Origin of the sequence: Bacillus sp. es.036, assembly GCF_002563635.1 — a bacterium.
Taxonomy (GTDB): domain Bacteria; phylum Bacillota; class Bacilli; order Bacillales; family Guptibacillaceae; genus Guptibacillus.
In genome coordinates, this window is sequence record NZ_PDIZ01000001.1 from 995544 (window position 1) to 1017705 (window position 22162).

Genomic DNA, 22162 nt, shown 5'->3' on the forward strand with positions numbered 1-22162 from the left:
ATCCTTCCAACCGAACACATATAGTGAAACGAGCATAATCAGGGAGGATGAGTTTATGCGCGTTTCGAATGTCACTGTTCGAAGAAGACTTGTGATCGCACTTATTGTTGGGCTATTTGTTTTTGCTGTAGTTGTTGTAAGACTCGGTTATGTACAGCTTGTTATGGGGAGCTGGCTTAGTGAGAAAGCGAAGGATTCGTGGAGCCGAAACATCCCGTTTGAACCTAGTAGAGGAGAAATCCTGGATCGTAACGGTGTAGCTCTTGCCACAAACGTGAGTGCTCCGTCTGTTTTGATTGTTCCTAGACAGCTCCAAAATCCAGCTGCCACTGCCGAAGCTCTAGCGGCGTCCCTTAATACTAGCAAGGAAAAAGTTTATGAAACTATCACTCAGAATGAATCGATGGTCTGGATTCGCCCTGAAGGTAAGAAAATGACGAACGAGAAAGCAAATGAGATCCGAAAATTGAACCTATCTGGAGTTTATATTGCAGAAGATAACAAACGCCACTATCCAAATGGTGATTTTTTAGCTCATGTGCTTGGGTTTAGTGGCATTGATAATCAAGGTTTAACAGGGATCGAGCTCTATTATGATGCTGAATTAAGTGGGGAAAAAGGACAGGTGGAATATTACGCTGATGCGAAAGGAAAGCGAATGCCTTCCCTAGCAGATGATTATACAGAACCTGTCGATGGGCTTGATCTTCGATTAACGATTGATTCCCAAATCCAGACGATTATGGAAAGAGAGTTAGATATCGCTGAAGCAACCTATCATCCAGATGGCGCAGCGGCCATCGCAATGGATCCAAATACAGGTGAGATTCTTGGAATGTCTTCAAGGCCAGATTTTAACCCAGAAGAATTCCAGGAAGTATCTCCTGATGTTTGGAACCAGAATAAGCCTGTTTGGAGTACGTATGAACCGGGGTCAACCTTTAAGATCATTACTCTTGCTGCAGCACTTGAAGAGGGAGAGGTGGATCTTGAGGAAGATCATTTTCATGACCCAGGTAGCATTGAAGTGGCAGGAACAAAATTAAGATGCTGGAAAGCTGGAGGTCATGGAAGTCAGACGTTTTTGGAAGGCGTTCAAAATTCCTGTAACCCCGGTTTTGTCATTTTAGGAGAACGTCTTGGTAAAGAAAAGCTTTTTTCCTATATTGATAAATTTGGATTCGGTGACAAAACGGGCATTGATTTACAAGGAGAAGCGAGCGGAATTCTTTTTGATGTTGAAAACGTAGGGCCACTTGAACTTGCGACGACGGCATTTGGCCAGGGGGTCTCTGTCACGCCTATTCAGCAAGTAACGGCCGTTTCTGCAGCCGTGAATGGTGGAACACTTTATGAACCATATATCGCCAAAGAATGGCTGGACCCAGAAACAGGGGCAGTTGTTAGCAAAAACACGCCACAAGCGAAGCGACAGGTAATCTCTGAGGAAACTTCCAAAGAAGTAAGGCACGCGCTTGAAACGGTTGTTGCCCTTGGAACTGGAAAGAACGCCTATGTGGACGGTTATCGCGTCGGAGGAAAAACAGGAACAGCTCAAAAGGCTAAAGACGGAGCTTATCTTAAAAATAATCATATCGTTTCCTTTATCGGTTTTGCTCCGGCTGATGATCCACAAATTGTCGTATACGTTGCGATCGATAATCCGAAAGATACCCTTCAATTTGGAGGGATTGTAGCGGCACCAATTGTAGGTAATATAATCCAGGATAGTTTGACGGTTATGGGTGTTGAAAAAAGGGAAGACCAAATTGAGAAAGAAACGACATGGCAGGATGAAGAGATGATTGAAATGCCGGATTTAGTGGGTATGTCATCAAAAGAGATTCGTGAAGCGATGTATAATTTGAAAATTGATTCAAGTGGGGAAGGCGATATTGTTGTCGCTCAGGCCCCAGAACCTGGAGTGAAATTACCGGTTGGTTCAGAAATTCGGCTTTATATGGGTGACAAATAAGCGACCGGTGAGTACAATAAGTAGTGAACAAGCCAAGGCGTATGCTCTTGGCTTGTTTTCTGAAAATATGTCAGCAAACTAGAAAGGTTTGAAAGAAATGAAATTAAACGATCTTCTTCATGCATTACTTACATATAAACAGGTAGGAAAAGGCGATCCAGAAATAAAAACGATTGAAAGTGATAGTCGTGCCGTAACAGAGGGCAGTCTCTTCGTTTGCATTCCAGGTTATACAGTAGATGGGCATGATTTTGCAGAGCAGGCTGTTCAACAGGGAGCGGTTGCTCTTATATCAGAAAAAGAGATTCATGTTTCAGTACCCGTTATTCTCGTTCGTGATGCGCATCGCGCCTTAGCTGAACTTGCAAATCGTTTCTATCAACATCCGACGAAGTCATTTTCATTAATTGGCATTACAGGAACCAATGGGAAGACAACCGTTTCTCATTTAATAGAACAGATACATAGAGATAAAAAGCAAACAACAGGGTTAATCGGAACGATTAATATGAAAATAGCCGATGAAGAATTTGAAACGAAAAACACAACGCCAGAACCACTCTTGCTTCAAAAGCAATTTGCTAAAATGCGCGATCGTAATGTGCATACGGCCGTTATGGAGGTATCTTCTCATGCCTTAACACTAGGGCGCGTGAGAGGTTGTGATTATGATATTGCTGTGTTTACAAATTTGACGCAGGATCATCTTGATTACCATGGTACGATGGAAGAATACCGTCAAGCAAAAGGTCTTCTTTTTTCACAGTTAGGTAATACATATGATACAGGGAGAAAAAAGGTAGCCGTCCTTAATGGAGATGATGACGCTGCACAGCAGTATGAACAAATGACATCTGCTCATATTTTGAGATATGGCATTGATCGTCCCGCAGATATTAAGGCAGATCATATCTCTTTTTCTGCGAATGGGACAAGATTTCGCTTAAGTACCCCAGAAGAAAACCGTGACGTGAAATTGATGCTAACAGGCAAATTCAGCGTATACAACGCACTTGCAGCAATTGCGGCTTGTCTTGCAAATGGTTTAGATCTTGATCATATTTTGAACAGTCTTGAGAAAATTGCAGGCGTGCCTGGACGTTTTGAACTTGTAGATGAGGGTCAAGGCTTCCCAGTGATCGTTGATTATGCTCACACTCCAGATAGTCTTGAAAATGTCTTGTTGACAGTAAAAGAAATGACCGAAGGAAACGTTTTTGCAGTGGTTGGTTGCGGGGGCGACCGTGATCGAACAAAACGACCACTCATGGCTAAGATTGCAACCGAAATAGCGGATACAGCTGTACTAACATCAGACAATCCACGAAGTGAAGACCCAGAACGCATTTTAGATGATATGGTCGAAGGTGTGAAAGGTCACTATGTGCGGATAACGGATCGGTCAGAAGCGATTCGACATGCGATTCAAAATGCTGTTAATGGAGATGTAGTCCTTATCGCAGGAAAAGGACATGAAACTTATCAAATCGTTGGTGATCAAGTTCTTGATTTTGATGACCGAGAGATCGCACGTCAAGCAATAAAGGAGCGAAAAGGATGAAATTTTCATCGAAATTACTAAACAAAATTAGTCAAGGACCAGTTGATCACGAACTGGTCTTTGAAGGTGTGGCAACCGATACGCGTAAGGATTGCACAAATAAACTATTCGTACCTATCGTTGGCGAAGTTTTCGATGGCCATCGTTTTATCGATGCTGCTATCGTTAATGGTGCTACCGGAACACTTTGGGATAAGAGCAAACCGTTTCCTATAGACCTTGTCGGGAAAATCAATGTCTACGAAGTGGATGATACGACAGTTGGATTCCAGGAATTAGCGAAACAGGTTCTAAAACAGCAAAAACCTTATGTGATTGGTGTTACAGGGAGTAACGGGAAAACGACCGTTAAAGATATGCTTGAGGCTGTTCTAAGTCCGAAATATAAAACATTTAAAACGCAAGGTAATTTAAATAATCATTGGGGACTGCCAATGACCGTGCTTGCGATGCCTGATGACACAGACGTGTTGATTTTAGAGATGGGAATGAGCGGTCTCGGAGAAATCTCCCTTCTTACTCAAATCGCACAGCCTGATGTAGCGGTTATTACAAATATCGGAGAGTCACATTTACTTCAACTTGGTAGCCGCGAAAATATTGCTAAAGCAAAGATGGAAATTGCTGAAGGACTTAAGTCTGAAGGTGTTCTCGTTATTGATGGCGATGAGCCACTCCTGACACCAGATCACAAAAATGTGATTTCATGTGGCTATGAAGACAAAAACGACCTTCAAATTGATCGTATTCAAAAGAGAGAAAATGGCTATGTGTTTACATTGAAAAATCAAAAAGAGCCGTTCGAAATATCTTTGTTAGGTAAACATAATATTAAAAATGCTGTGTATAGCATCGCTTCAGCAAGAAAACTAGGGATGACAGATGATCAAATTCGCAAATCGTTATCTTCCTTAACGTTAACTGGAATGAGGCTTGAAAAATTCCGGTCATCTACTGGTGCGTTAATTATTAACGATGCATATAACGCAAGTCCAACTTCAATGAAAGCAGCATTAGAAACGCTCGCTGAGTTAGAAGGCTTTAATAAAAAAATTGCTATTCTTGGCGATATGTATGAACTTGGTGATCAGGAAGAATTTCTTCACCGGGACATTGCAACCGCGGTAAAACCGTCTATTACAGAAGTGATTACCGTTGGTGACAAAGCAAAGTGGATTTATGATGGGATGACGGAAAATGAAACGCAAGTATCTGCTGTTTCCTTTGACAACAAAGAAGATGCCGCATCATATTTATCGGGTCGACTTGATGAACAAACAGCTGTTTTATTAAAAGCATCAAGAGGGCTTGGACTCGAAACCATACTACAGGCATTAGGGAAAGAATCATAAGGAGGCAGTACAGTGATTGAACAATTATTAATTTTTAGTTTGCTAACATCATTTATAATAGCGGTGCTTGTATCACCGGTATTTATCCCTTATTTAAGAAGACTTAAATTTGGACAGAGTATTCGAGAAGAGGGACCAAAGTCACACCAAAAAAAATCTGGTACACCGACAATGGGTGGCCTCATTATTATTCTTGCGATTATACTAGGCACAGTGATCATCGCACTAAAATATGACGAAATCTCCACTCAAATCTGGCTACTGTTGTTTGTGACAGTGGGATATGGTCTTATTGGGTTTTTAGATGATTTTATTAAAGTAGTGAAGAAACGTAACCTTGGTTTAACCTCAAAGCAGAAATTGCTAGGTCAAATGGTTATCGCTATCCTCGTTTACTTCGGTTTAAGAACCATTGGCTTTGATACGGCGATTCGCGTTCCTGGTACAGAAATTAGCTTTGATATTGGCATTGGGTATGTTGTGTTACTGTTTGTTATGCTTGTTGGCGCATCGAATGCGGTTAACTTAACGGACGGATTAGACGGTCTTGTTGCAGGTACAGCAGCCATAGCTTTCGGAGCTTTTGCCATCTTAGCAGCTTCGGTTTATATGTACGACGTAGCTATTTTCTCAGTAAGTGTCGTTGGTGCTGTTCTTGGATTTCTTGTTTTCAATGCACACCCAGCAAAAGTATTTATGGGTGATACCGGGTCACTTGCTCTTGGTGGCGCGCTTGCCGCTGTAGCCATTATGACCAAGCTTGAGCTTCTCCTAGTGATTATTGGTGGTGTCTTTGTCATTGAGACATTGTCAGTTATTATTCAGGTGGCATCATTTAAAACAACTGGGAAGCGTGTGTTTAAGATGAGTCCGCTCCATCACCACTACGAACTTTCTGGTTGGACGGAATGGCGCGTCGTCGCTACATTCTGGACTGTAGGTTTACTTTGTGCAGCATTTGGAATTTATCTTGAGGTGTGGATGTAATGAAAAAAATAAATTATGAAAATAAATGTGTACTCGTATTAGGCATAGCGAAAAGTGGATTTGCAGCAGCAAAATTGCTTCGTTCGCTTGGCGCAACCGTTACAGTCAATGATCGCGAGCAAGTTGAGAATAATCCAAAAGCTATTGAACTTCAGGAATTGGGTTTTGAAGTGATAGGCGGGGGACACCCGCTCGAGCTACTTGACGGAATTGACTTAATTGTTAAAAATCCTGGGATTCCATATCAAAACCCGCTCCTTGTAGAAGCAGTAAAAAGAGATATCCCAATCGTAACTGAAGTGGAAATTGCCGGAGAGATTTCTGAAGCGCCATTTATTGCGATTACTGGTTCAAACGGAAAAACAACAACGACGACTTTAATTGGTCAACTATTAAATCAAACGCCGGCTAATCCGATCGTCGCTGGAAATATCGGCACGGTTGTTTGTGAAGTAGCAGCCGAAGCAACACCTGATCAAACGCTTGTAACGGAGCTATCAAGCTTTCAATTACAAGGTACGGTAAATTTCCATCCGCATATTTCGGTTCTTCTTAATCTTTATGAAGCGCATCTTGATTATCATGGTACAAAAGACGCTTACGCAGCAGCGAAAGCACGTATGTTCCGAAATCAAACCAATGAGGATTTTGCCGTTTATAATGCAGATGATTCGCTAGTTTCTTCGTTTGCAGAAGCTTCAAAAGCTTCTCTTGTTCCATTTTCAGCTACTAAAATACTTGATGATGGTGTTTTTATTGAAGATAGTTGGATCGTCTTTAGAAAAGAAAAAGTGATCAAAATAGATGATCTATCCATGAAGCAGAACATTGAGAATACACTTGCCGCTATTGCTGTAGCGAAGTTATCCGGTGTGTCGAACGAAAAAATTCATCAAGAACTTACGAATTTTCACGGTGTGAAACATCGCCTTCAATTTGTTGGCGAAGTAAGTGGACGTAAATTCTTCAATGATTCAAAAGCAACGAATTCAATCGCTACAAAAAAAGCGTTAGATTCGTTTGAGAAGCCAGTAATCCTTCTCGCGGGTGGCCTGGATCGTGGAAATGACTTTGATGATTTAAATATCTATTTTAAAACAAAAGTAAAGCACTTGATTACGTTTGGGGAAACCGCCTCGAAATTGAAACAAACGGCTAACCAAGCAGGACTGAATTCTGTCACAGTTGTCGATAATGTAGAAGAAGCTGTTTCAACAGCGTATCATCTATCCGGAACGGGAGATGTTATTCTTCTTTCACCAGCTTGCGCAAGCTGGGATCAGTTCAAAACGTTTGAAGAGCGAGGAGACATCTTTATTGAGGCAATGCATAGACTCTAATGAGGGGTTGTCTTGCTTATCCGCGAAGTTCGGTTAGGTAAAATCGACATAACGGAGTGTGGGTCCATTGCCGAAAACAAAATCAACGCCAGATCTGGTCTTTTTAACTGCAACACTTGTCCTGTTAGCAATTGGATTAATCATGGTTTACAGTGCAAGCGCCGTATGGGCCTCCTATAAATTTGACGATGCGTTTTTCTTTGCGAAGAGGCAGCTTCTTTTTGCAGGCGTAGGCGTGGCTGCCATGTTCTTCGTTATGAACGTTGAATATTGGACGTGGCGGACATGGTCAAAAGTAGGGGTGCTCATCTGCTTTATCCTGCTTGTCTTAGTACTTATTCCAGGAGTAGGACTTGTTCGTGGAGGAGCGAGAAGCTGGCTTGGTGTTGGTGCGTTTTCAATTCAGCCTTCGGAATTCACAAAGCTTGCAATGATTGCTTTTCTTGCGAAGTACTTATCTGAAAATCAGAAACGAATTACGTCGTTTAAAAAAGGTCTAGTTCCGTCACTCGGACTTGTCTTTGTTGCATTTGGCATGATCATGCTTCAACCGGATCTTGGGACAGGAGCCGTGATGGTTGGAACGTGCGTTGTGATGATTTTTATTTCAGGCGCAAGAATTGCACATTTTGTCTGGCTTGGTATGCTCGGTTTAGTTGGGTTTGCAGGTTTAATTTTATCTGCGCCATACAGAATTGCGAGAATTACATCTTACCTAGATCCGTGGAGTGACCCATTAGGTAGTGGGTTCCAAATTATTCAGTCCTTATATGCAATAGGACCTGGAGGATTGATGGGGCTTGGTCTAGGACAGAGTAGACAGAAGTTCTATTATTTACCTGAGCCACAAACGGACTTTATCTTTGCAATATTATCAGAAGAACTCGGGTTTATTGGCGGAAGCTTTGTGATCCTTTTGTTTGCTCTTCTTCTCTGGCGAGGAATACGGATCGCCTTACGAGCACCTGATTTGTTCGGAAGCCTCCTTGCGGTTGGAATTATTGGCATGCTAGCGATCCAGGTCATGATCAATATCGGGGTTGTGACCGGTTTAATGCCTGTTACAGGGATCACCTTACCTTTTCTTAGCTATGGAGGATCTTCCTTAACCTTAATGCTTGTTGCGATGGGCGTCTTATTAAATATTAGTCGATATGCAAAGTTCTAAGCGGTATATGTCGTAAAAGCGCTCATTTTGAGCGCTTTTTTCAATGTTTTTGTAACTGTTTTTTCCATTGACTGAACCATTTATAACAAAGAAATATTATAAGTGGGAATGCGGTGATATTTCTCTGGGATGAATTTCCTTCAAGAGGATAATAAGTGGTAAACTTATGCTATAATGATTGAAATAAGGACTATCTGCTGGATCATGCCGTTCGGTTGCCATGATAAGCGTTTATACATCTTAAGGGTAGACAGAAGTTCAATCACCGGAGACGGAGGCAAGACAATGGAAGATCGCAAAGTTGTAACAATTGAAGACCGGATCCCCACTCTGAAAGCACAGCGGAAGCAACGTGCGAATCGAAGGTTGGTTGTATATCTCTCAATCTTTTTCTTTCTTATTTTGCTGATTATTTACTTCCAATCTTCCTTAAGTCATATTCGGAACGTAGAAGTTTCTGGAAACAATTACGTTTCTGATAAAGAAATCATTCAGTTGAGCGAACTAGATAATAGCGTAAGCTTTTGGAACTTAAACACTGAGAAAGTAGAAGTGAAGGTTGAGGAGTCGAAAGAAATTGCAAATGTAACTGTGTCAAGACAATTTCCTGCGACTGCAAAAGTAAAAGTTGTTGAAAATGCGCGTGTGGCCTATTTGAAAAAGGGTAGTCAGTATTTCCCGATTTTACAATCTGGTGCGATTCTTGATGCGCTTCCTAAAGGAGATACGCCAGTAAGCGCTCCGATCTTAATGCAGTGGAATGAAAGTACAGAGCTATCTGACATGGCAGGAGAGCTTCGGAAGGTAAATTTAAGTATCATTAATCGTATTTCTGAAATACACTACACGCCGGATGGTGATAAAGCGTTTAACTTAACGCTCTATATGACAGATGGTTATGAAGTAAAAACAAGCATTGCTGATTTTTCTGAGAAAATGAATAGTTACCCACTAATTGTAGAGAAGCTTAAGGATAAAGCTAAAGGAGTTCTTTATTTGAATGAGGGTAGCTGGCTAGAGCCATACGAAGAAGTTCCTACAAATGATGAAGAGAATAAAGAGACTTCATAAAAATGTACGATAATACTTATTCGAATGGACAGGGAATGATTTTCATTAACGAACGGTTATAAGCAGGGTATCGCATAAGAAAACCACTTAATAACATAGCAGAATGAAAGAAAACAACAAATTTCTTTTAATTACCTGAAACAGTGACTTTTCTACTGCTTTCACATGGTGTAGACTAATACGTATGCACTGCTTTAGACTAACTCTTCTTGTAAATGGAAAGTAGGCGAGGAGAGTAGGGGTTTGGTACCCAAAAAAATGAGAGTAATTCTCGTATAAAAGAAGGGAAATAACCGGATTTGTGGAATAGAGTCCTTATATCATATTCTTCCTGGGACTTCATGAAGCAAGGCTTGAGGAAGTTTAGTTTGAATCAATGTTGTGTATATAAAGGTGTTGGACATTTTTTCAACCCTATTATAGAGAAACTATTAATACCTGAATATGGTAGCATTTTGAAGGAGGTGCCAGGAGAATGAACAGCAATGAGATTTATGTGAGTCTAGACATCGGTACATCCAATGTGAAAGTAATCATTGGCCAGATGACGAACGATTCTTTAAATATACTAGGAGTTGGCAGTGCGCCTTCCGATGGAATTCGTAAAGGATCGATTGTGGATATAGATGAAACTGTTCGTTCAATTAAACAGGCAGTAGAAAACGCAGAAAGAATGGTAGGTTTATCGGTTCGTTCTGTAATTGTGGGGATCAACGGCAATCACGTTCAGCTACAGCCCTGTCATGGGGTAGTGGCGGTATCAAGTGAGGATCGTGAAATTCATGATGAAGATATTGCTAGAGTAATTGACGCAGCACAGGTTGTTTCTATCCCTCCTGAGCGAGAAATTATTGATGTGATTCCAGGTCAGTTCGTGGTTGATGGACTCGATGGCATTACGGATCCGCGTGGCATGATTGGTGTTCGCCTTGAAATGGAAGGGACAATCATTACAGGTTCTAAAACAGTATTACATAATTTATTAAGATGCGTAGAAAAAGCGGGTCTTGAAATTGCTGATATTTGTCTACAACCGCTTGCATGTGGATCAATGGCTTTATCAAAAGATGAGCGTAATCTAGGCGTGGCTCTCGTTAACATGGGTGCTGGTTCGACGACGATTTCCATCTTTGAAGAAGGCAACCTGAAAGCCACATCTGTCTTACAAATTGGTGGCGATCACGTAACAAAAGATATTTCGATTGGTCTTAGAACAACGACTGAAGAAGCTGAGCGGATTAAGATCAAGCACGGCAATGCTTTCGTTGATCTTGCTTCAGAAGAGGAAGCTTTCACTGTATCGACAATTGGCAGTTCGGCTGAACAAGAATTTAATCAGTACGAATTAGCTCATATTATAGAACCTCGGATCGAAGAGATGTTAGAATTGATAGAAGACGAAATTAAGCGAATGGGAATTCGCGAATTGCCGGGCGGATTTGTTCTAACCGGTGGTATGGTCGGAATGGACGGTGTACTTGAACTTGCACGTGAAATTCTGCAACATAATGTACGTGTTGCTGTCCCAGACTATATCGGCGTACGCGAACCGCAATATACAACTGGCATTGGTCTTATCCAATTCACGTATAAAAACGTGAAGATTCAGGGTAAAGAAGTGGCAGCATCACTTAACCCTGAAGAAGAAGTGAAGCCCAAGCGTAGAACAAAAGCCGAACCTCAACCAGGTGAGAAATCTTCTTCACCAGGTATGAAAGAGAAAGTGAAGAATTTCTTTAATCTATTTGTTGAATAAAGGGCTATTACAAGATTAGGAGGACCTGAGATGTTAGAGTTTGATATGAATATGGAACAATTAGCACAGATAAAAGTAATCGGTGTCGGCGGAGGCGGAAGCAACGCTGTTAATCGTATGATTGAAAATGGTGTACAAGGTGTTGAATTTATTGCCGTTAACACGGATGCACAGGCATTAAACCTTGCTAAGGCAGGGGTGAAGATGCAAATTGGTGGTAAATTAACAAGAGGTCTTGGAGCTGGAGCTAATCCTGAGATTGGCAAGAAAGCTGCTGAGGAAAGCAAAGAGCAAATCCAGGAAGCACTTAGCGGTGCAGATATGGTTTTCGTCACGGCAGGAATGGGTGGCGGAACAGGGACTGGAGCAGCACCTGTTATTGCTGAAATAGCAAAAGAGCTTGGTGCATTAACCGTAGGTGTTGTGACGCGTCCATTTACATTTGAAGGTAAAAAACGTTCAACACAAGCTGTTACTGGTATTGCAATGCTGAAAGAAAAAGTCGATACGTTAATTGTTATTCCTAACGATCGCCTACTTGAAATCGTAGACAAGAATACGCCAATGCTTGAAGCGTTCCGTGAAGCGGACAACGTTCTTCGCCAGGGTGTTCAAGGTATTTCTGATCTTATTGCGGTACCAGGACTGATTAACCTTGACTTTGCCGATGTAAAAACCATTATGACTGAACGTGGTTCTGCACTAATGGGTATCGGTATTGCAACTGGGGAGAATCGCGCTTCTGAAGCTGCTAAGAAAGCTATATCAAGTCCACTCCTTGAAACATCAATCGATGGAGCGAAAGGTGTTCTAATGAACATTACGGGCGGGTCTAACTTGAGTCTTTATGAAGTGAATGAAGCGGCTGATATCGTATCTTCTGCATCCGATGAGAATGTGAACATGATTTTCGGTTCTGTTATTAATGAAGATCTAAAAGATGAAATTCTCGTAACTGTTATCGCCACAGGATTTGACGAGAATGAAAATAAGAAAAAGACGGTTCCACGTCCTTCTGCTCAATCGAAGCAAAGCGCTCCGATTCAGCAACCTAAGCACGAAGAAGAAGAAGTACAGCCAGAACCATCCAAATTTGGCGCGCGCTCTGACGAGTCCAATGACACATTGGACATCCCTACGTTCTTACGTAACCGTAAACGCAATCGACGCTAATATGAAAAACCAGCTCTTTTTGAGCTGGTTTTTTTATTGGAGAAATTTAGCGTCACTCATAAGTAGTTATGGAGTCTATCCTTAAAATGATTGCGCTTTCTAATAGAAATGTGAGTTGCTTTCCTCTTCTAACATTTGTTAACATAGTAAAAATTATATTTTTTCTGAAAATGGTGTTGTGTTCATGGGCAATCACACGTATAATGTCCATTATATAAAAACAAGTGTCCTCACCAGAAGGACAAAGGAGTGGAGAGAAAATGAAGGATTGCGTATCAGTTGGATTATTAGGACTAGGAACGGTTGGTAGTGGTGTCGTACATATGATTGATTCTCATCAAAAGGAATTGCAGCAGCGAGTTGGCTGTGAAGTGAAAGTAGCTAAAGTTCTTGTAAGAGATATTGATAAAGCACGAAGCGTAGATTTAGATGAAAGTGTACTAACGCTTAATCCAGATGATGTCATCAATAATCCCGAAGTTGACGTAGTGATTGAAGTAATTGGTGGAATTGATCAAGCAAAAGAATTTATTCTTTCATCACTTCAAAATCATAAACACGTTGTGACTGCAAATAAAGATTTGATGGCCATTCATGGAAGAGAGTTACTAAGCGCTGCGGTTGAGAATGAAAGTGATCTTTTCTATGAAGCTAGTGTAGCAGGTGGGATTCCGATCCTTAGAAGTTTAGTAGAAGGATTATCTTCGGACCGCATTACGAAATTAATGGGGATCGTAAATGGGACAACAAACTATATTTTAACAAAGATGACAAAAAACAATGTCCCTTACGATAGTGTGTTAAAAGAAGCACAGGAGCTAGGCTTTGCAGAAGCAGATCCTACAGCGGATGTAGAAGGACTTGATGCGGCTAGGAAAATGGTTATTCTTGGAACACTCGGCTTTTCGATGAAAGTAGGCTTAGACGACGTTAAGGTAGAAGGCATTACTCGAGTAGATGAAGATGATATTGCTTATAGTAAAAAGCTAGGTTACACCATCAAATTATTGGGGATTGCAAGCTCAACAGATGGTTCGATTGAGTTATCCGTTCAGCCAACCTTGCTTCCGTCAAGACATCCATTAGCTTCCGTTAACGATGAGTATAATGCAGTCTACGTATACGGTGAAGCCGTTGGAGAAACGATGTTCTACGGCCCTGGTGCTGGTCAGCTGCCAACCGCAACGGCTGTTGTATCGGATCTTGTTGCAGTGATTAAGAACATGAGACTAGGTGTGAATGGAAAAAGTGTTATTCTTCCACAGCATGATCGTAAGCTTAAAGATGATGAACAAATCAAAAGTAAGCATTTTATTCGCTTAATTGTAAAAGATGAACCTGGAGCTTTTTCTAAGATCTCACATCTCTTCCAGGACCGTGGATTAAGTTTAGAAAAATTAATTCAAGAACCTGTTGTCAATAAAGGAACTGCAGAACTTGTCATCATCACACATGAAACAAATCAGAGAGCATTTGAGGACGTTCATAATCGATTAAGAGATCTGGATGTTGTTGTAGAAGTGAAAAGTCGCTACCGCGTGGAGGGAATGTAATGAGCTGGAACGGACTAATTAAGCATTATAAAGAGTATTTACCTCTTACAGAGGAAACGCCGCAGCTCACTTTAAATGAAGGGAATACCCCTCTCTTAAAGCTTGATCAGCTGTCAGACGAACTTGGCATTTCACTGCACGTTAAAATTGAAGGGGCGAACCCGACTGGCTCTTTTAAAGATCGTGGTATGGTGATGGCGGTTGCTAAAGCGAAGGAAGAAGGCAGTGATGCGATCATTTGCGCATCAACTGGTAACACAGCAGCCGCAGCAGCTGCCTATGGAGCAAGGGCAGGTTTACGCTGTATCATCGTTATTCCAAAAGGAAAAGTAGCGCTTGGAAAGCTAGCTCAGGCAATGATTTATGGTGCAGAAATTTTTGAGATTGATGGAAATTTTGATGAAGCGTTACGAATGGTTCGTGATATTGCTGAAACAGAACCGATTGCACTCGTAAACTCTGTTAACCCTTATCGTTTAGAAGGGCAAAAAACAGCGGCTTTTGAAGTCTGTGACCAGCTAGGTGAGGCTCCAGATGTGCTAGCTATTCCTGTTGGAAATGCGGGCAACATTTCAGCTTATTGGAAAGGCTTCAAAGAATATGTCTCAGAAGAAAATCGCCCGCAAATGCGAGGATTTGAGGCTGAAGGGTCAGCGGCAATTGTTCAAAAGAAAATCATTCCGAATCCGGAAACGATTGCTACGGCGATCCGAATCGGCAATCCAGCTAGCTGGCATCTGGCTGAAGAGGCTGTTATCGAGTCAAAGGGGAAAATTGATAGTGTAACGGATGATGAAATCCTGCATGCTTATCAGGAACTTGCTAAAAAAGAGGGTGTCTTTGCAGAACCAGCTTCTTGTGCTTCAGTGGCAGGAGTGATGAAACAAGTCGCTTCTGGCGAGATTAAGAAAGGAACAAAAGTAGTTGCGGTCCTAACAGGTAATGGATTGAAAGATCCTGCAACTGCGATGGACAATGTGATCGCGAAACCACGAGTTGTCGCAGCAGATAAAACAGCGTTTCTTGAAGAACTTAAGGGATGTGTCAGCCATTGATAAAAGACGAATGTCTTTACTTGAAAGTTCCAGGAAGCACGTCAAACCTTGGACCGGGATTTGATTCAATTGGTCTTGCCATCAATCGTTATTTACATGTAAAAATTGAACCTTCGACAGAATGGTCTTTTCACTATATTGATTTTGATGACCGTTTTCCATCTGGAAAAGACAATATGATCTATCAAACAATTGAAGAAATTGAGAGAAAGTATGGGAAAGGGAAAGAGCCCAGGCCTTTCGCTGTCACGATGACAAGCGAGCTTCCTTTAGAAAGAGGGCTTGGGAGTAGTGCTGCAGCGATTGTAGCGGCTGTAGAAATAGCAAATTATGCAATGGAGCTTGGTCTAACGTTAGAAGAAAAAGTGCAAATTGCGACGGTGTTTGAAGGTCATGCTGATAACGTTGCTGCTTCTCTTTATGGTGGTTTAGTCATCGCTGCAGGGCAAGAGGGTTTAGACACGATATCACATAAAGTAATGGATTTAGAAATGGTAGCCTTAATTCCAAATCATAAATTGAAAACAACGGATTCTCGTTCTGTTCTTCCTAATATGTTACCTTATGAGGAAGCTGTCGAAGCGAGTAGTATTGCAAATCTTTTTATTGGGGCAGCACTCCAAAATAATTGGAAGTTAGCTGGTAAATTAATGGCGCGTGACCTTTTTCATCAGCCATATCGAAAGCACCTTGTACCTGATCTTGAACAAGTCCATGAATTTGCAATAAGTCATGGCGGCTATGGTGCTGCGTTAAGTGGAGCTGGACCAACATTAATTGTGTTTGCTCCAAGCGGCTCCTCAGAGTATCTTCAACAATCGCTAGCAAAGCGTTTTCCGATTTACCAATGCGAAGTGCTTCACCCAACGTCTACCGGGATAGAAGTAACCGTCGGAGCTTATGAAAATCAATCAATCTAAGAAGAAGTCGCCCTCAAACAGGGCGGCTTTTTCTATTTGAGAGGGATAGTTGATGGCTGACAAAACTAGTGATAATTATCCAAAATAACCTCAGTCTAACCGGCACAATCTGACAGGTTTATCTGTCAAATTAGTCTATACTTAGAATCAAAATCGCAAGGGGGGAGGTACTTAGTGGCAGTATACCTTGATGTGATTTGGCTATTGAATTTTTGTTTCGATTATATGCTACTTGCGCTAACCGGGATACTGCTAAAGAAAAATGTTAAGAAAAGACGACTTGCGACAGGTGCATTAGTTGCTTCTTTTTACGTTCTTTTTCTTTTTGTTCCATCATTGAGTTTTATGACACTTCCACTGATGAAATTACTTTACTCCTTCGTGATTGTTTTCATGACGTTTGGATTTACTCGATTCCGTAGTTTTATTCAATGCTGGCTTCTTTTTTACTTTGTGACGTTTATGATCGGTGGAGGAATGATGGGAGCTCATTACTTTTTTCAGCAAGACGTGACGGTCGTTAACGGAGCAATCGCGACAAAAAGTACTGGATTTGGTGATCCGATAAGTTGGGCATTTGTCTTAATCGGTTTTCCTGTAGTATGGCTTTTTTCAAAAAGGAGAGTTGAGAAACTTGAAACAACGCGCATTCATTTTGATCAATTGGCCAATGTGTCAATCCGAATTGATGAGGTAACAATTTCAGCAACTGGATTGATCGATAGTGGCAACCAGCTTCAAGATCCGTTAAGTGGTTCACCGGTAATGATTCTTGATATGACTGTTCATGAATCAAATTTTCCACCAACTTTAATTGAAAAAGCAAAAAACATTACTGAATTTCAGGAAGAGGGAGAGGGGGATCGCTGGGAACACAGGTTACGAATTGTTCCGTTCCGAGCAGTCGGACAAGATCACCAATTCTTGTGTGCTGTAAAGCCGGATGAAGTGCTTATCTCATTTGAAGATCGTTCGTTAACAGTAAAGAAAGTGCTTGTTGGGTTAAGCTTTCATTCAATTTCTGGAGAAAAAGACTATTCGTGTATACTTCATCCGAAAATGCTGACAGGACATAAGGCGACTGCGTCATAGAAGGTAATTTAAGACGATCAAGGAGGAGTTTGGATGGGGAAAATGAGAATTAAGATCGTTCTCTGGTGGCAGCGGATATTAATGAAACTAGGGATAAAACCTGATGAAATTTACTACATAGGAGGGAGCGAAGCGCTTCCTCCTCCTCTATCGAAAGACGAAGAAGCGCATTTGTTAATTCAGTTACCTAAAGGGGATAAAGCGGCAAGATCGATCTTAATTGAACGGAACCTTCGCTTGGTCGTTTATATAGCGCGGAAATTTGAGAATACGGGAATTAATATTGAAGATTTGATAAGCATAGGCACAATAGGATTAATTAAAGCTGTGAACACGTTTAATCCTGAGAAGAAGATCAAACTTGCTACCTACGCTTCACGGTGTATTGAAAATGAGATTTTAATGTTTTTGAGAAGAAATAATAAAATCCGATCTGAAGTATCGTTTGATGAGCCGCTTAATGTGGACTGGGATGGGAATGAATTGCTTCTTTCAGACGTTCTTGGTACGGATGAAGATATCATTACGAGAGGAATTGAAGCTCGCGTTGATCGTCGTCTGCTTGTTAAAGCGTTAGAAACACTAAATCCACGAGAAAAACAAATTATGGAGTTAAGATTTGGTCTAGCGGGAGAAGAGGAGAAAACGCAAAAAGATGTTGCGGATCTTCTCGGTATATCTCAATCTTATATTTCAAGGCTTGAAAAACGCATCATAAAACGTCTTCGAAAAGAATTCAATAAAATGGTCTAAGCATGTTAAGAGAATAGATGCATAAAATTCCCACTCGCGGAGATACTTTACTTTGACAGCATCTCCGATGAGGAGGGAATGAGTTGACACGAAACAAAGTCGAGATTTGTGGAGTAGATACCTCCAAACTTCCTGTACTTAAAAATGAGAAGATGAGAATTCTTTTTAAGCAGATGCAGGAAGGGGATATATCAGCACGTGAAGAATTAGTTAACGGAAATTTAAGGCTAGTTCTAAGCGTGATCCAGCGATTCAATAATCGAGGAGAATATGTGGATGATCTTTTTCAGGTAGGGTGTATTGGCCTGATGAAATCCATAGATAACTTTGATTTAGGGCAAAACGTGAAATTCTCTACTTATGCAGTGCCGATGATCATTGGTGAAATTCGTAGGTATCTCCGTGATAATAACCCAATTCGGGTTTCGCGATCATTGCGGGATATCGCTTATAAGTCTCTCCAGATTAGAGATAAGTTAATGACGAAGAATTCTAAGGAACCAAATCCCACTGAAATTGCAAAAGAGCTAGGCGTAACGAAAGAAGAAGTTGTGTTTGCGCTTGACGCCATTCAGGATCCCGTTTCATTATTTGAACCGATCTATAATGATGGCGGTGATCCGATCTTTGTAATGGATCAAATCAGCGACGATAAACAAAAAGATATTCAGTGGTTAGAGGATATTGCACTTAAAGAGGCAATGACTCGATTAAATCAACGAGAAAATTTGATTTTACAAATGCGGTTTTTCCAGGGGAAAACCCAAATGGAAGTAGCGGATGAGATTGGGATATCACAGGCCCAGGTGTCTCGTCTTGAAAAAGCGGCGATCCATCAAATGAATAAAAATATTCAAAGTTAGAATGAGACCTGAGAAACAGGTCTTTTCTTTTGCCTGCATTTCATATAATGAGTTGAAAGGTGGGTGCGTCATGATAAAAATTTCTGAATTTCAGGTCAAAGATGTTGTGAACGTATCGAATGGACGAAAACTTGGTCACATCGCTGATCTGGAAATTAATTTAACTACAGGTAAAATAGAAGCGATTGTGATTCCGGGTGCAGGTAAGATGATGGGGTTATTCGCGAGAGAAAGCGATGTCGTTATTCCGTGGCGAAACATTGTTAAGATTGGTTCAGACGTGATTTTAGTAAGGCATCACGATACGGCAGATGGCGAATCTTTTCAGAAAGAATCGTAAGCTCAGAAAGATGTAACAATCTATCTCCCTTAGCTTCAACATATTATGATAAAATAAGGTATAAACTGTATCATGGTATAAAGGGGTGCAACTGTGGCGAACGAACCATTTCATGCAACAATGAAACAAACTTCACTGGAACTGAAATTTCCAGATCAAGCTGAGCGAAAAAATCAACCAATTGCAGGTTTTTCGACTCGCAGAAACGGAGTTAGCCAGACTCCGTTTTCTAGCTTGAATCTTGGATTTCACGTACCAGATGAAGCGAAAGATGTGCTCGAGAACCGAGAAATTCTTGCTGGTGATATTGAGCGACCACTAAATCAGTGGGTCGTTGGAGAACAAATCCACGGCGCGGCTCTTGCAAAGATTGTTTCAAAGGATAAAGGACGTGGATCAACGGATCATCACGATGCGATTTCAAGCGTCGACGGATTATATACAGATGACCAGGATGTTTTATTAACGGCTCTTTATGCAGATTGTGTTCCATTATATTTTTATGCCCCAAAAGCGAATCGGGTTGGTCTTGCCCACGCAGGGTGGAAAGGAACGACGAAGAATATTGCTGGAGAGATGATAAACGCCTGGAAGCTAGATGGTATAAAGGCTGAGGATATTTATGCAGCGATAGGACCATCTATTGGGAAGTGCTGTTACGAAGTTGATGATGGAGTAGTCAATCAGGTCAATTCACTCCTTTTAAATAAAGCTACACTGTATGAAGAGACATCAAAAGGAAAATATCAGCTTGATTTAAAAACTGTTAATCGGGAATTGCTTCTAAAGGCTGGTGTTCAATCGAGTCATCTATCAATTAGTAGCTACTGTACAAGCTGCAGCAATCTGTTTTTCTCTCACCGAAAGGAAGAAGGAAAAACAGGAAGAATGATGGCATACATAGGACTCGGGGAGGTATAGCATTAACGTGGATGTAAGAGAAAGTTTCACTACGATTAAAAAACAAATAAACGCAGCAGCCGAAGCTTCTAGTCGAAATTCAGAGCGAGTAAACGTGGTAGCTGTTACAAAATACGTAAGTGTTAAACGTACAAAAGAAGCGCTCGATGCAGGGTTAACGCATTTTGGTGAAAGTCGTGATGAAGGACTTTTAGAAAAAGTGGAAGCACTTGGGACAACGCCATCCTGGCACTTTATCGGAACGCTACAGTCACGTAAAGTAAAAGAAGTTCTTCCATATGTAGAATATATTCATTCACTTGATCGTCGTTCTTTAGCAAAAGAAATACAGAAACGAGCGGATCGTGAAATTAACTGTTTTGTACAGGTGAACGTATCCGGTGAAGATTCCAAGCATGGCTTATCATTAGATCATACGATTCCTTTTATTGAATCGCTGAAAGAGTTCTCATCGATTAAAGTGATTGGGTTAATGACAATGGCTCCGCATACAGATGATCGAAATGAAATTCGATCAGTCTTTAAGCAACTCCGGGAGCTTGGAGAACGTATTCAAAACCTTTCACTAAGTCATGCTCCTTGCAACGAGCTTTCAATGGGCATGTCTAACGATTATGAAATTGCAGTTGAAGAAGGTGCAACTTACGTTCGAATTGGATCGTCACTTGTCGGTAATGAAAAATAAATTAAGCTCTCCAGGAGGTGCAGGGAATTGGGTATTAAGACGAAATTCAAACAGTTCTTTGAACTTGATGATGAGACAATAGGATTGGATGAGCAGCAGGAGAACGAAGCCTATATGGAAGAAGAAGAGCCTGAAGTAAGCAGGGCAAATCGAAAAAGTAAACAAAATGTTGTCAGTCTTCAAAGCGTTCATAAGAACTCAAGAGTTGTGCTAGTGGAACCTAGAGTGTATGCTGAAGCTCAGGATATTGCTGATCATGTGAAGAATCGGAAGTCCGTTGTCATGAATCTTCAACGTATTCCGCAGGATCAGGCGAGACGCATTGTCGACTTTTTAAGTGGAACCGTCTATGCTGTTGGGGGCGATATTCAGAAGCTTGGTCCGGAGACATTCTTATGTACGCCGGATAACGTTGAAATTTCAGGAAATATCACAGATGAAATTTATGAAGACGAGTAAGTAAGAAAGGGTGAAAAGTTTGAACATTGCTTCAATCTTAATTTCAGCAGTACAAATTTATACGTGGATTCTCATCATTTACATTTTTATGTCATGGATTCCAAATGCGAGAGAATCTTCAATTGGCCAGATGATTGCTTCGATCGCAGAGCCATATCTTGCACCATTTCGCAAATTCATTCCACCAATCGGAGGCATGCTTGACATTTCACCGATTGTTGCGATCTTTGCGCTTCAATTCGTACAATACGGAATCGCTGCTCTCTTTAGTTTCGTAAGTTAATGTCGATTTACGAACATTACCGCCCTGAAGAACGGACGTTTGTAGATCGCGTTTTGCAGTGGCAAGATGAGGTTCAGGAAAGATACGCCCCCAGATTAACAGATTTTCTAGATCCGCGAGAGCAGGATATGGTGAGACAAATCATAGGAAATCATCCTGATGTGGGAGTGTTTTTCTCAGGTGGAGTGGAAGGGTCTGAACGTCAAAGGGCTCTTCTTGTTCCACCTTACTTTGAGCCTTCAACCGAAGATTTCGAGATAACAGCATTTGAAATTACATATCCAGCTAAGTTCGTTACACTTACGCACCCTGATTTGCTTGGCGCAATGATGGGCCTCGGGATAAAACGAGAGAAATTTGGAGATATCATCGTAAATGATAGTCTTGCACATCTTATTGTCGCAAAGGAGATTGCAGACTTTGTTCAAATGAATTTGACGCAAGCTGGTAAAGCTTCTCTTTCTCCAGTAGAAATTTCACTTGAACATTTACATTTGCCTGAAGCAGTATGGGACGAGCAGGCAGGGACGGTGACTAGTCTTAGACTAGATACTGTTCTCGCTGAAGTTTATAATCTCTCAAGAGGTAAAGTGAGTACGATGATCGAACATGATCGCGCAAAATTAAACTGGAAGATTGTAAGTCAACCTTCTGCTGAAGTGAAAGAGGGAGATTACTTATCTCTTAGAGGTTCCGGTAGAAGTAAAATCGTTTCAATCGATGGGAAAACTAAGCGAGATAAATGGCGAATCACTTATCAAATTCGTAAATAGTTTGTCGCAAATAGAAGGAATATCCAAATCGCTGTCGAAATAAGATTAAGCCGGGTATATGAAATGAGAGTAAATCGGAGGT

General features: G+C 41.1%; 21 protein-coding genes. All 21 read left to right on the forward strand.

What is annotated here, in order from left to right; translation table 11 throughout:
- Positions 1–55: 55 nt before the first annotated feature.
- Positions 56–1975 carry a stage V sporulation protein D gene (locus tag ATG70_RS05195; protein WP_098443297.1) on the forward strand — a complete coding sequence of 640 codons (1920 nt, stop codon included), beginning with the start codon at positions 56–58 and terminating at the stop codon, positions 1973–1975.
- 97 nt (positions 1976–2072) lie between these two features.
- A complete protein-coding gene (locus ATG70_RS05200) occupies positions 2073–3536 on the forward strand; it encodes a UDP-N-acetylmuramoyl-L-alanyl-D-glutamate--2,6-diaminopimelate ligase (RefSeq protein ID WP_098443298.1) in 1464 nt (487 codons plus the stop codon).
- The gene (locus ATG70_RS05205; protein WP_098443299.1) at positions 3533–4888 is read left to right on the forward strand and encodes a UDP-N-acetylmuramoyl-tripeptide--D-alanyl-D-alanine ligase; all 1356 of its coding nucleotides are present in this window, start codon (positions 3533–3535) and stop codon (positions 4886–4888) included. The genes ATG70_RS05200 and ATG70_RS05205 overlap by 4 nt, the downstream gene beginning before the upstream one ends.
- 12 nt (positions 4889–4900) lie before the next feature.
- Complete coding sequence (gene mraY, locus ATG70_RS05210; RefSeq protein ID WP_098443300.1) at positions 4901–5875, forward strand: phospho-N-acetylmuramoyl-pentapeptide-transferase; 975 nt, start codon at positions 4901–4903, stop codon at positions 5873–5875.
- Positions 5875–7215 carry a UDP-N-acetylmuramoyl-L-alanine--D-glutamate ligase gene (gene murD / locus ATG70_RS05215; protein ID WP_098443301.1) on the forward strand — a complete coding sequence of 447 codons (1341 nt, stop codon included), beginning with the start codon at positions 5875–5877 and terminating at the stop codon, positions 7213–7215. Before mraY ends, murD begins: the two co-directional genes overlap by 1 nt.
- Before the next feature lie 67 nt (positions 7216–7282).
- The gene (gene spoVE, locus ATG70_RS05220; RefSeq protein ID WP_098443302.1) at positions 7283–8383 is read left to right on the forward strand and encodes a stage V sporulation protein E; all 1101 of its coding nucleotides are present in this window, start codon (positions 7283–7285) and stop codon (positions 8381–8383) included.
- A gap of 285 nt (positions 8384–8668) precedes the next feature.
- Entirely contained in the window at positions 8669–9454 is a 786-nt protein-coding gene (locus ATG70_RS05225; protein WP_179886192.1) for a cell division protein FtsQ/DivIB, read from the forward strand.
- A 475-nt stretch (positions 9455–9929) separates the two neighbouring features.
- Positions 9930–11210 carry a cell division protein FtsA gene (gene ftsA / locus ATG70_RS05230; RefSeq protein ID WP_098443304.1) on the forward strand — a complete coding sequence of 427 codons (1281 nt, stop codon included), beginning with the start codon at positions 9930–9932 and terminating at the stop codon, positions 11208–11210.
- Between the two features lie 30 nt (positions 11211–11240).
- On the forward strand, positions 11241–12383 hold the full coding sequence (gene ftsZ, locus ATG70_RS05235) for a cell division protein FtsZ (RefSeq protein WP_098443305.1): 1143 nt from the start codon (positions 11241–11243) through the stop codon (positions 12381–12383).
- A gap of 260 nt (positions 12384–12643) precedes the next feature.
- On the forward strand, positions 12644–13936 hold the full coding sequence (locus tag ATG70_RS05240; RefSeq protein ID WP_098443306.1) for a homoserine dehydrogenase: 1293 nt from the start codon (positions 12644–12646) through the stop codon (positions 13934–13936).
- Positions 13936–14991 (forward strand): threonine synthase, encoded by a 1056-nt coding sequence (thrC, locus tag ATG70_RS05245; protein ID WP_098443307.1) that lies wholly within the window; start codon positions 13936–13938, stop codon positions 14989–14991. The genes ATG70_RS05240 and thrC overlap by 1 nt, the downstream gene beginning before the upstream one ends.
- Positions 14988–15911 carry a homoserine kinase gene (gene thrB, locus ATG70_RS05250; protein ID WP_179886193.1) on the forward strand — a complete coding sequence of 308 codons (924 nt, stop codon included), beginning with the start codon at positions 14988–14990 and terminating at the stop codon, positions 15909–15911. Before thrC ends, thrB begins: the two co-directional genes overlap by 4 nt.
- 174 nt (positions 15912–16085) lie before the next feature.
- Positions 16086–17003: a sigma-E processing peptidase SpoIIGA gene (gene spoIIGA / locus ATG70_RS05255; protein WP_098443309.1), complete on the forward strand. Its 918-nt coding sequence runs from the start codon at positions 16086–16088 to the stop codon at positions 17001–17003.
- Positions 17004–17036: 33 nt separating this feature from the next.
- Entirely contained in the window at positions 17037–17756 is a 720-nt protein-coding gene (gene sigE, locus ATG70_RS05260) for an RNA polymerase sporulation sigma factor SigE (RefSeq protein WP_098443310.1), read from the forward strand.
- Between the two features lie 83 nt (positions 17757–17839).
- Positions 17840–18619 (forward strand): RNA polymerase sporulation sigma factor SigG, encoded by a 780-nt coding sequence (sigG, locus tag ATG70_RS05265; protein WP_098443311.1) that lies wholly within the window; start codon positions 17840–17842, stop codon positions 18617–18619.
- A 70-nt stretch (positions 18620–18689) separates the two neighbouring features.
- Entirely contained in the window at positions 18690–18959 is a 270-nt protein-coding gene (locus ATG70_RS05270) for a YlmC/YmxH family sporulation protein (RefSeq protein WP_098443312.1), read from the forward strand.
- A gap of 93 nt (positions 18960–19052) precedes the next feature.
- The gene (pgeF, locus tag ATG70_RS05275) at positions 19053–19880 is read left to right on the forward strand and encodes a peptidoglycan editing factor PgeF (RefSeq protein ID WP_257147626.1); all 828 of its coding nucleotides are present in this window, start codon (positions 19053–19055) and stop codon (positions 19878–19880) included.
- 7 nt (positions 19881–19887) lie between these two features.
- Positions 19888–20565 (forward strand): YggS family pyridoxal phosphate-dependent enzyme, encoded by a 678-nt coding sequence (locus ATG70_RS05280; RefSeq protein ID WP_098443313.1) that lies wholly within the window; start codon positions 19888–19890, stop codon positions 20563–20565.
- A 27-nt stretch (positions 20566–20592) separates the two neighbouring features.
- Complete coding sequence (locus ATG70_RS05285; protein ID WP_098443314.1) at positions 20593–21024, forward strand: cell division protein SepF; 432 nt, start codon at positions 20593–20595, stop codon at positions 21022–21024.
- 19 nt (positions 21025–21043) lie between these two features.
- Complete coding sequence (locus ATG70_RS05290; RefSeq protein ID WP_224879672.1) at positions 21044–21307, forward strand: YggT family protein; 264 nt, start codon at positions 21044–21046, stop codon at positions 21305–21307.
- The gene (locus ATG70_RS05295) at positions 21307–22080 is read left to right on the forward strand and encodes a YlmH family RNA-binding protein (protein ID WP_098443315.1); all 774 of its coding nucleotides are present in this window, start codon (positions 21307–21309) and stop codon (positions 22078–22080) included. The genes ATG70_RS05290 and ATG70_RS05295 overlap by 1 nt, the downstream gene beginning before the upstream one ends.
- The last annotated feature ends 82 nt before the right edge of the window (positions 22081–22162 follow it).

Excerpts from the sequence above, each read along its gene's own strand:
- ATG70_RS05195 (WP_098443297.1), top strand. The coding sequence starts at position 56 with ATGCGCGTTTCGAATGTCACTGTTCGAAGAAGACTTGTGATCGCACTT.
- ATG70_RS05200 (WP_098443298.1), top strand. The coding sequence starts at position 2,073 with ATGAAATTAAACGATCTTCTTCATGCATTACTTACATATAAACAGGTA.
- ATG70_RS05205 (WP_098443299.1), top strand. The coding sequence starts at position 3,533 with ATGAAATTTTCATCGAAATTACTAAACAAAATTAGTCAAGGACCAGTT.
- murD (WP_098443301.1), top strand. The coding sequence starts at position 5,875 with ATGAAAAAAATAAATTATGAAAATAAATGTGTACTCGTATTAGGCATA.
- ATG70_RS05225 (WP_179886192.1), top strand. The coding sequence starts at position 8,669 with ATGGAAGATCGCAAAGTTGTAACAATTGAAGACCGGATCCCCACTCTG.
- ftsA (WP_098443304.1), top strand. The coding sequence starts at position 9,930 with ATGAACAGCAATGAGATTTATGTGAGTCTAGACATCGGTACATCCAAT.
- ftsZ (WP_098443305.1), top strand. The coding sequence starts at position 11,241 with ATGTTAGAGTTTGATATGAATATGGAACAATTAGCACAGATAAAAGTA.
- ATG70_RS05240 (WP_098443306.1), top strand. The coding sequence starts at position 12,644 with ATGAAGGATTGCGTATCAGTTGGATTATTAGGACTAGGAACGGTTGGT.
- thrC (WP_098443307.1), top strand. The coding sequence starts at position 13,936 with ATGAGCTGGAACGGACTAATTAAGCATTATAAAGAGTATTTACCTCTT.
- sigE (WP_098443310.1), top strand. The coding sequence starts at position 17,037 with ATGGGGAAAATGAGAATTAAGATCGTTCTCTGGTGGCAGCGGATATTA.
- ATG70_RS05270 (WP_098443312.1), top strand. The coding sequence starts at position 18,690 with ATGATAAAAATTTCTGAATTTCAGGTCAAAGATGTTGTGAACGTATCG.
- ATG70_RS05295 (WP_098443315.1), top strand. The coding sequence starts at position 21,307 with ATGTCGATTTACGAACATTACCGCCCTGAAGAACGGACGTTTGTAGAT.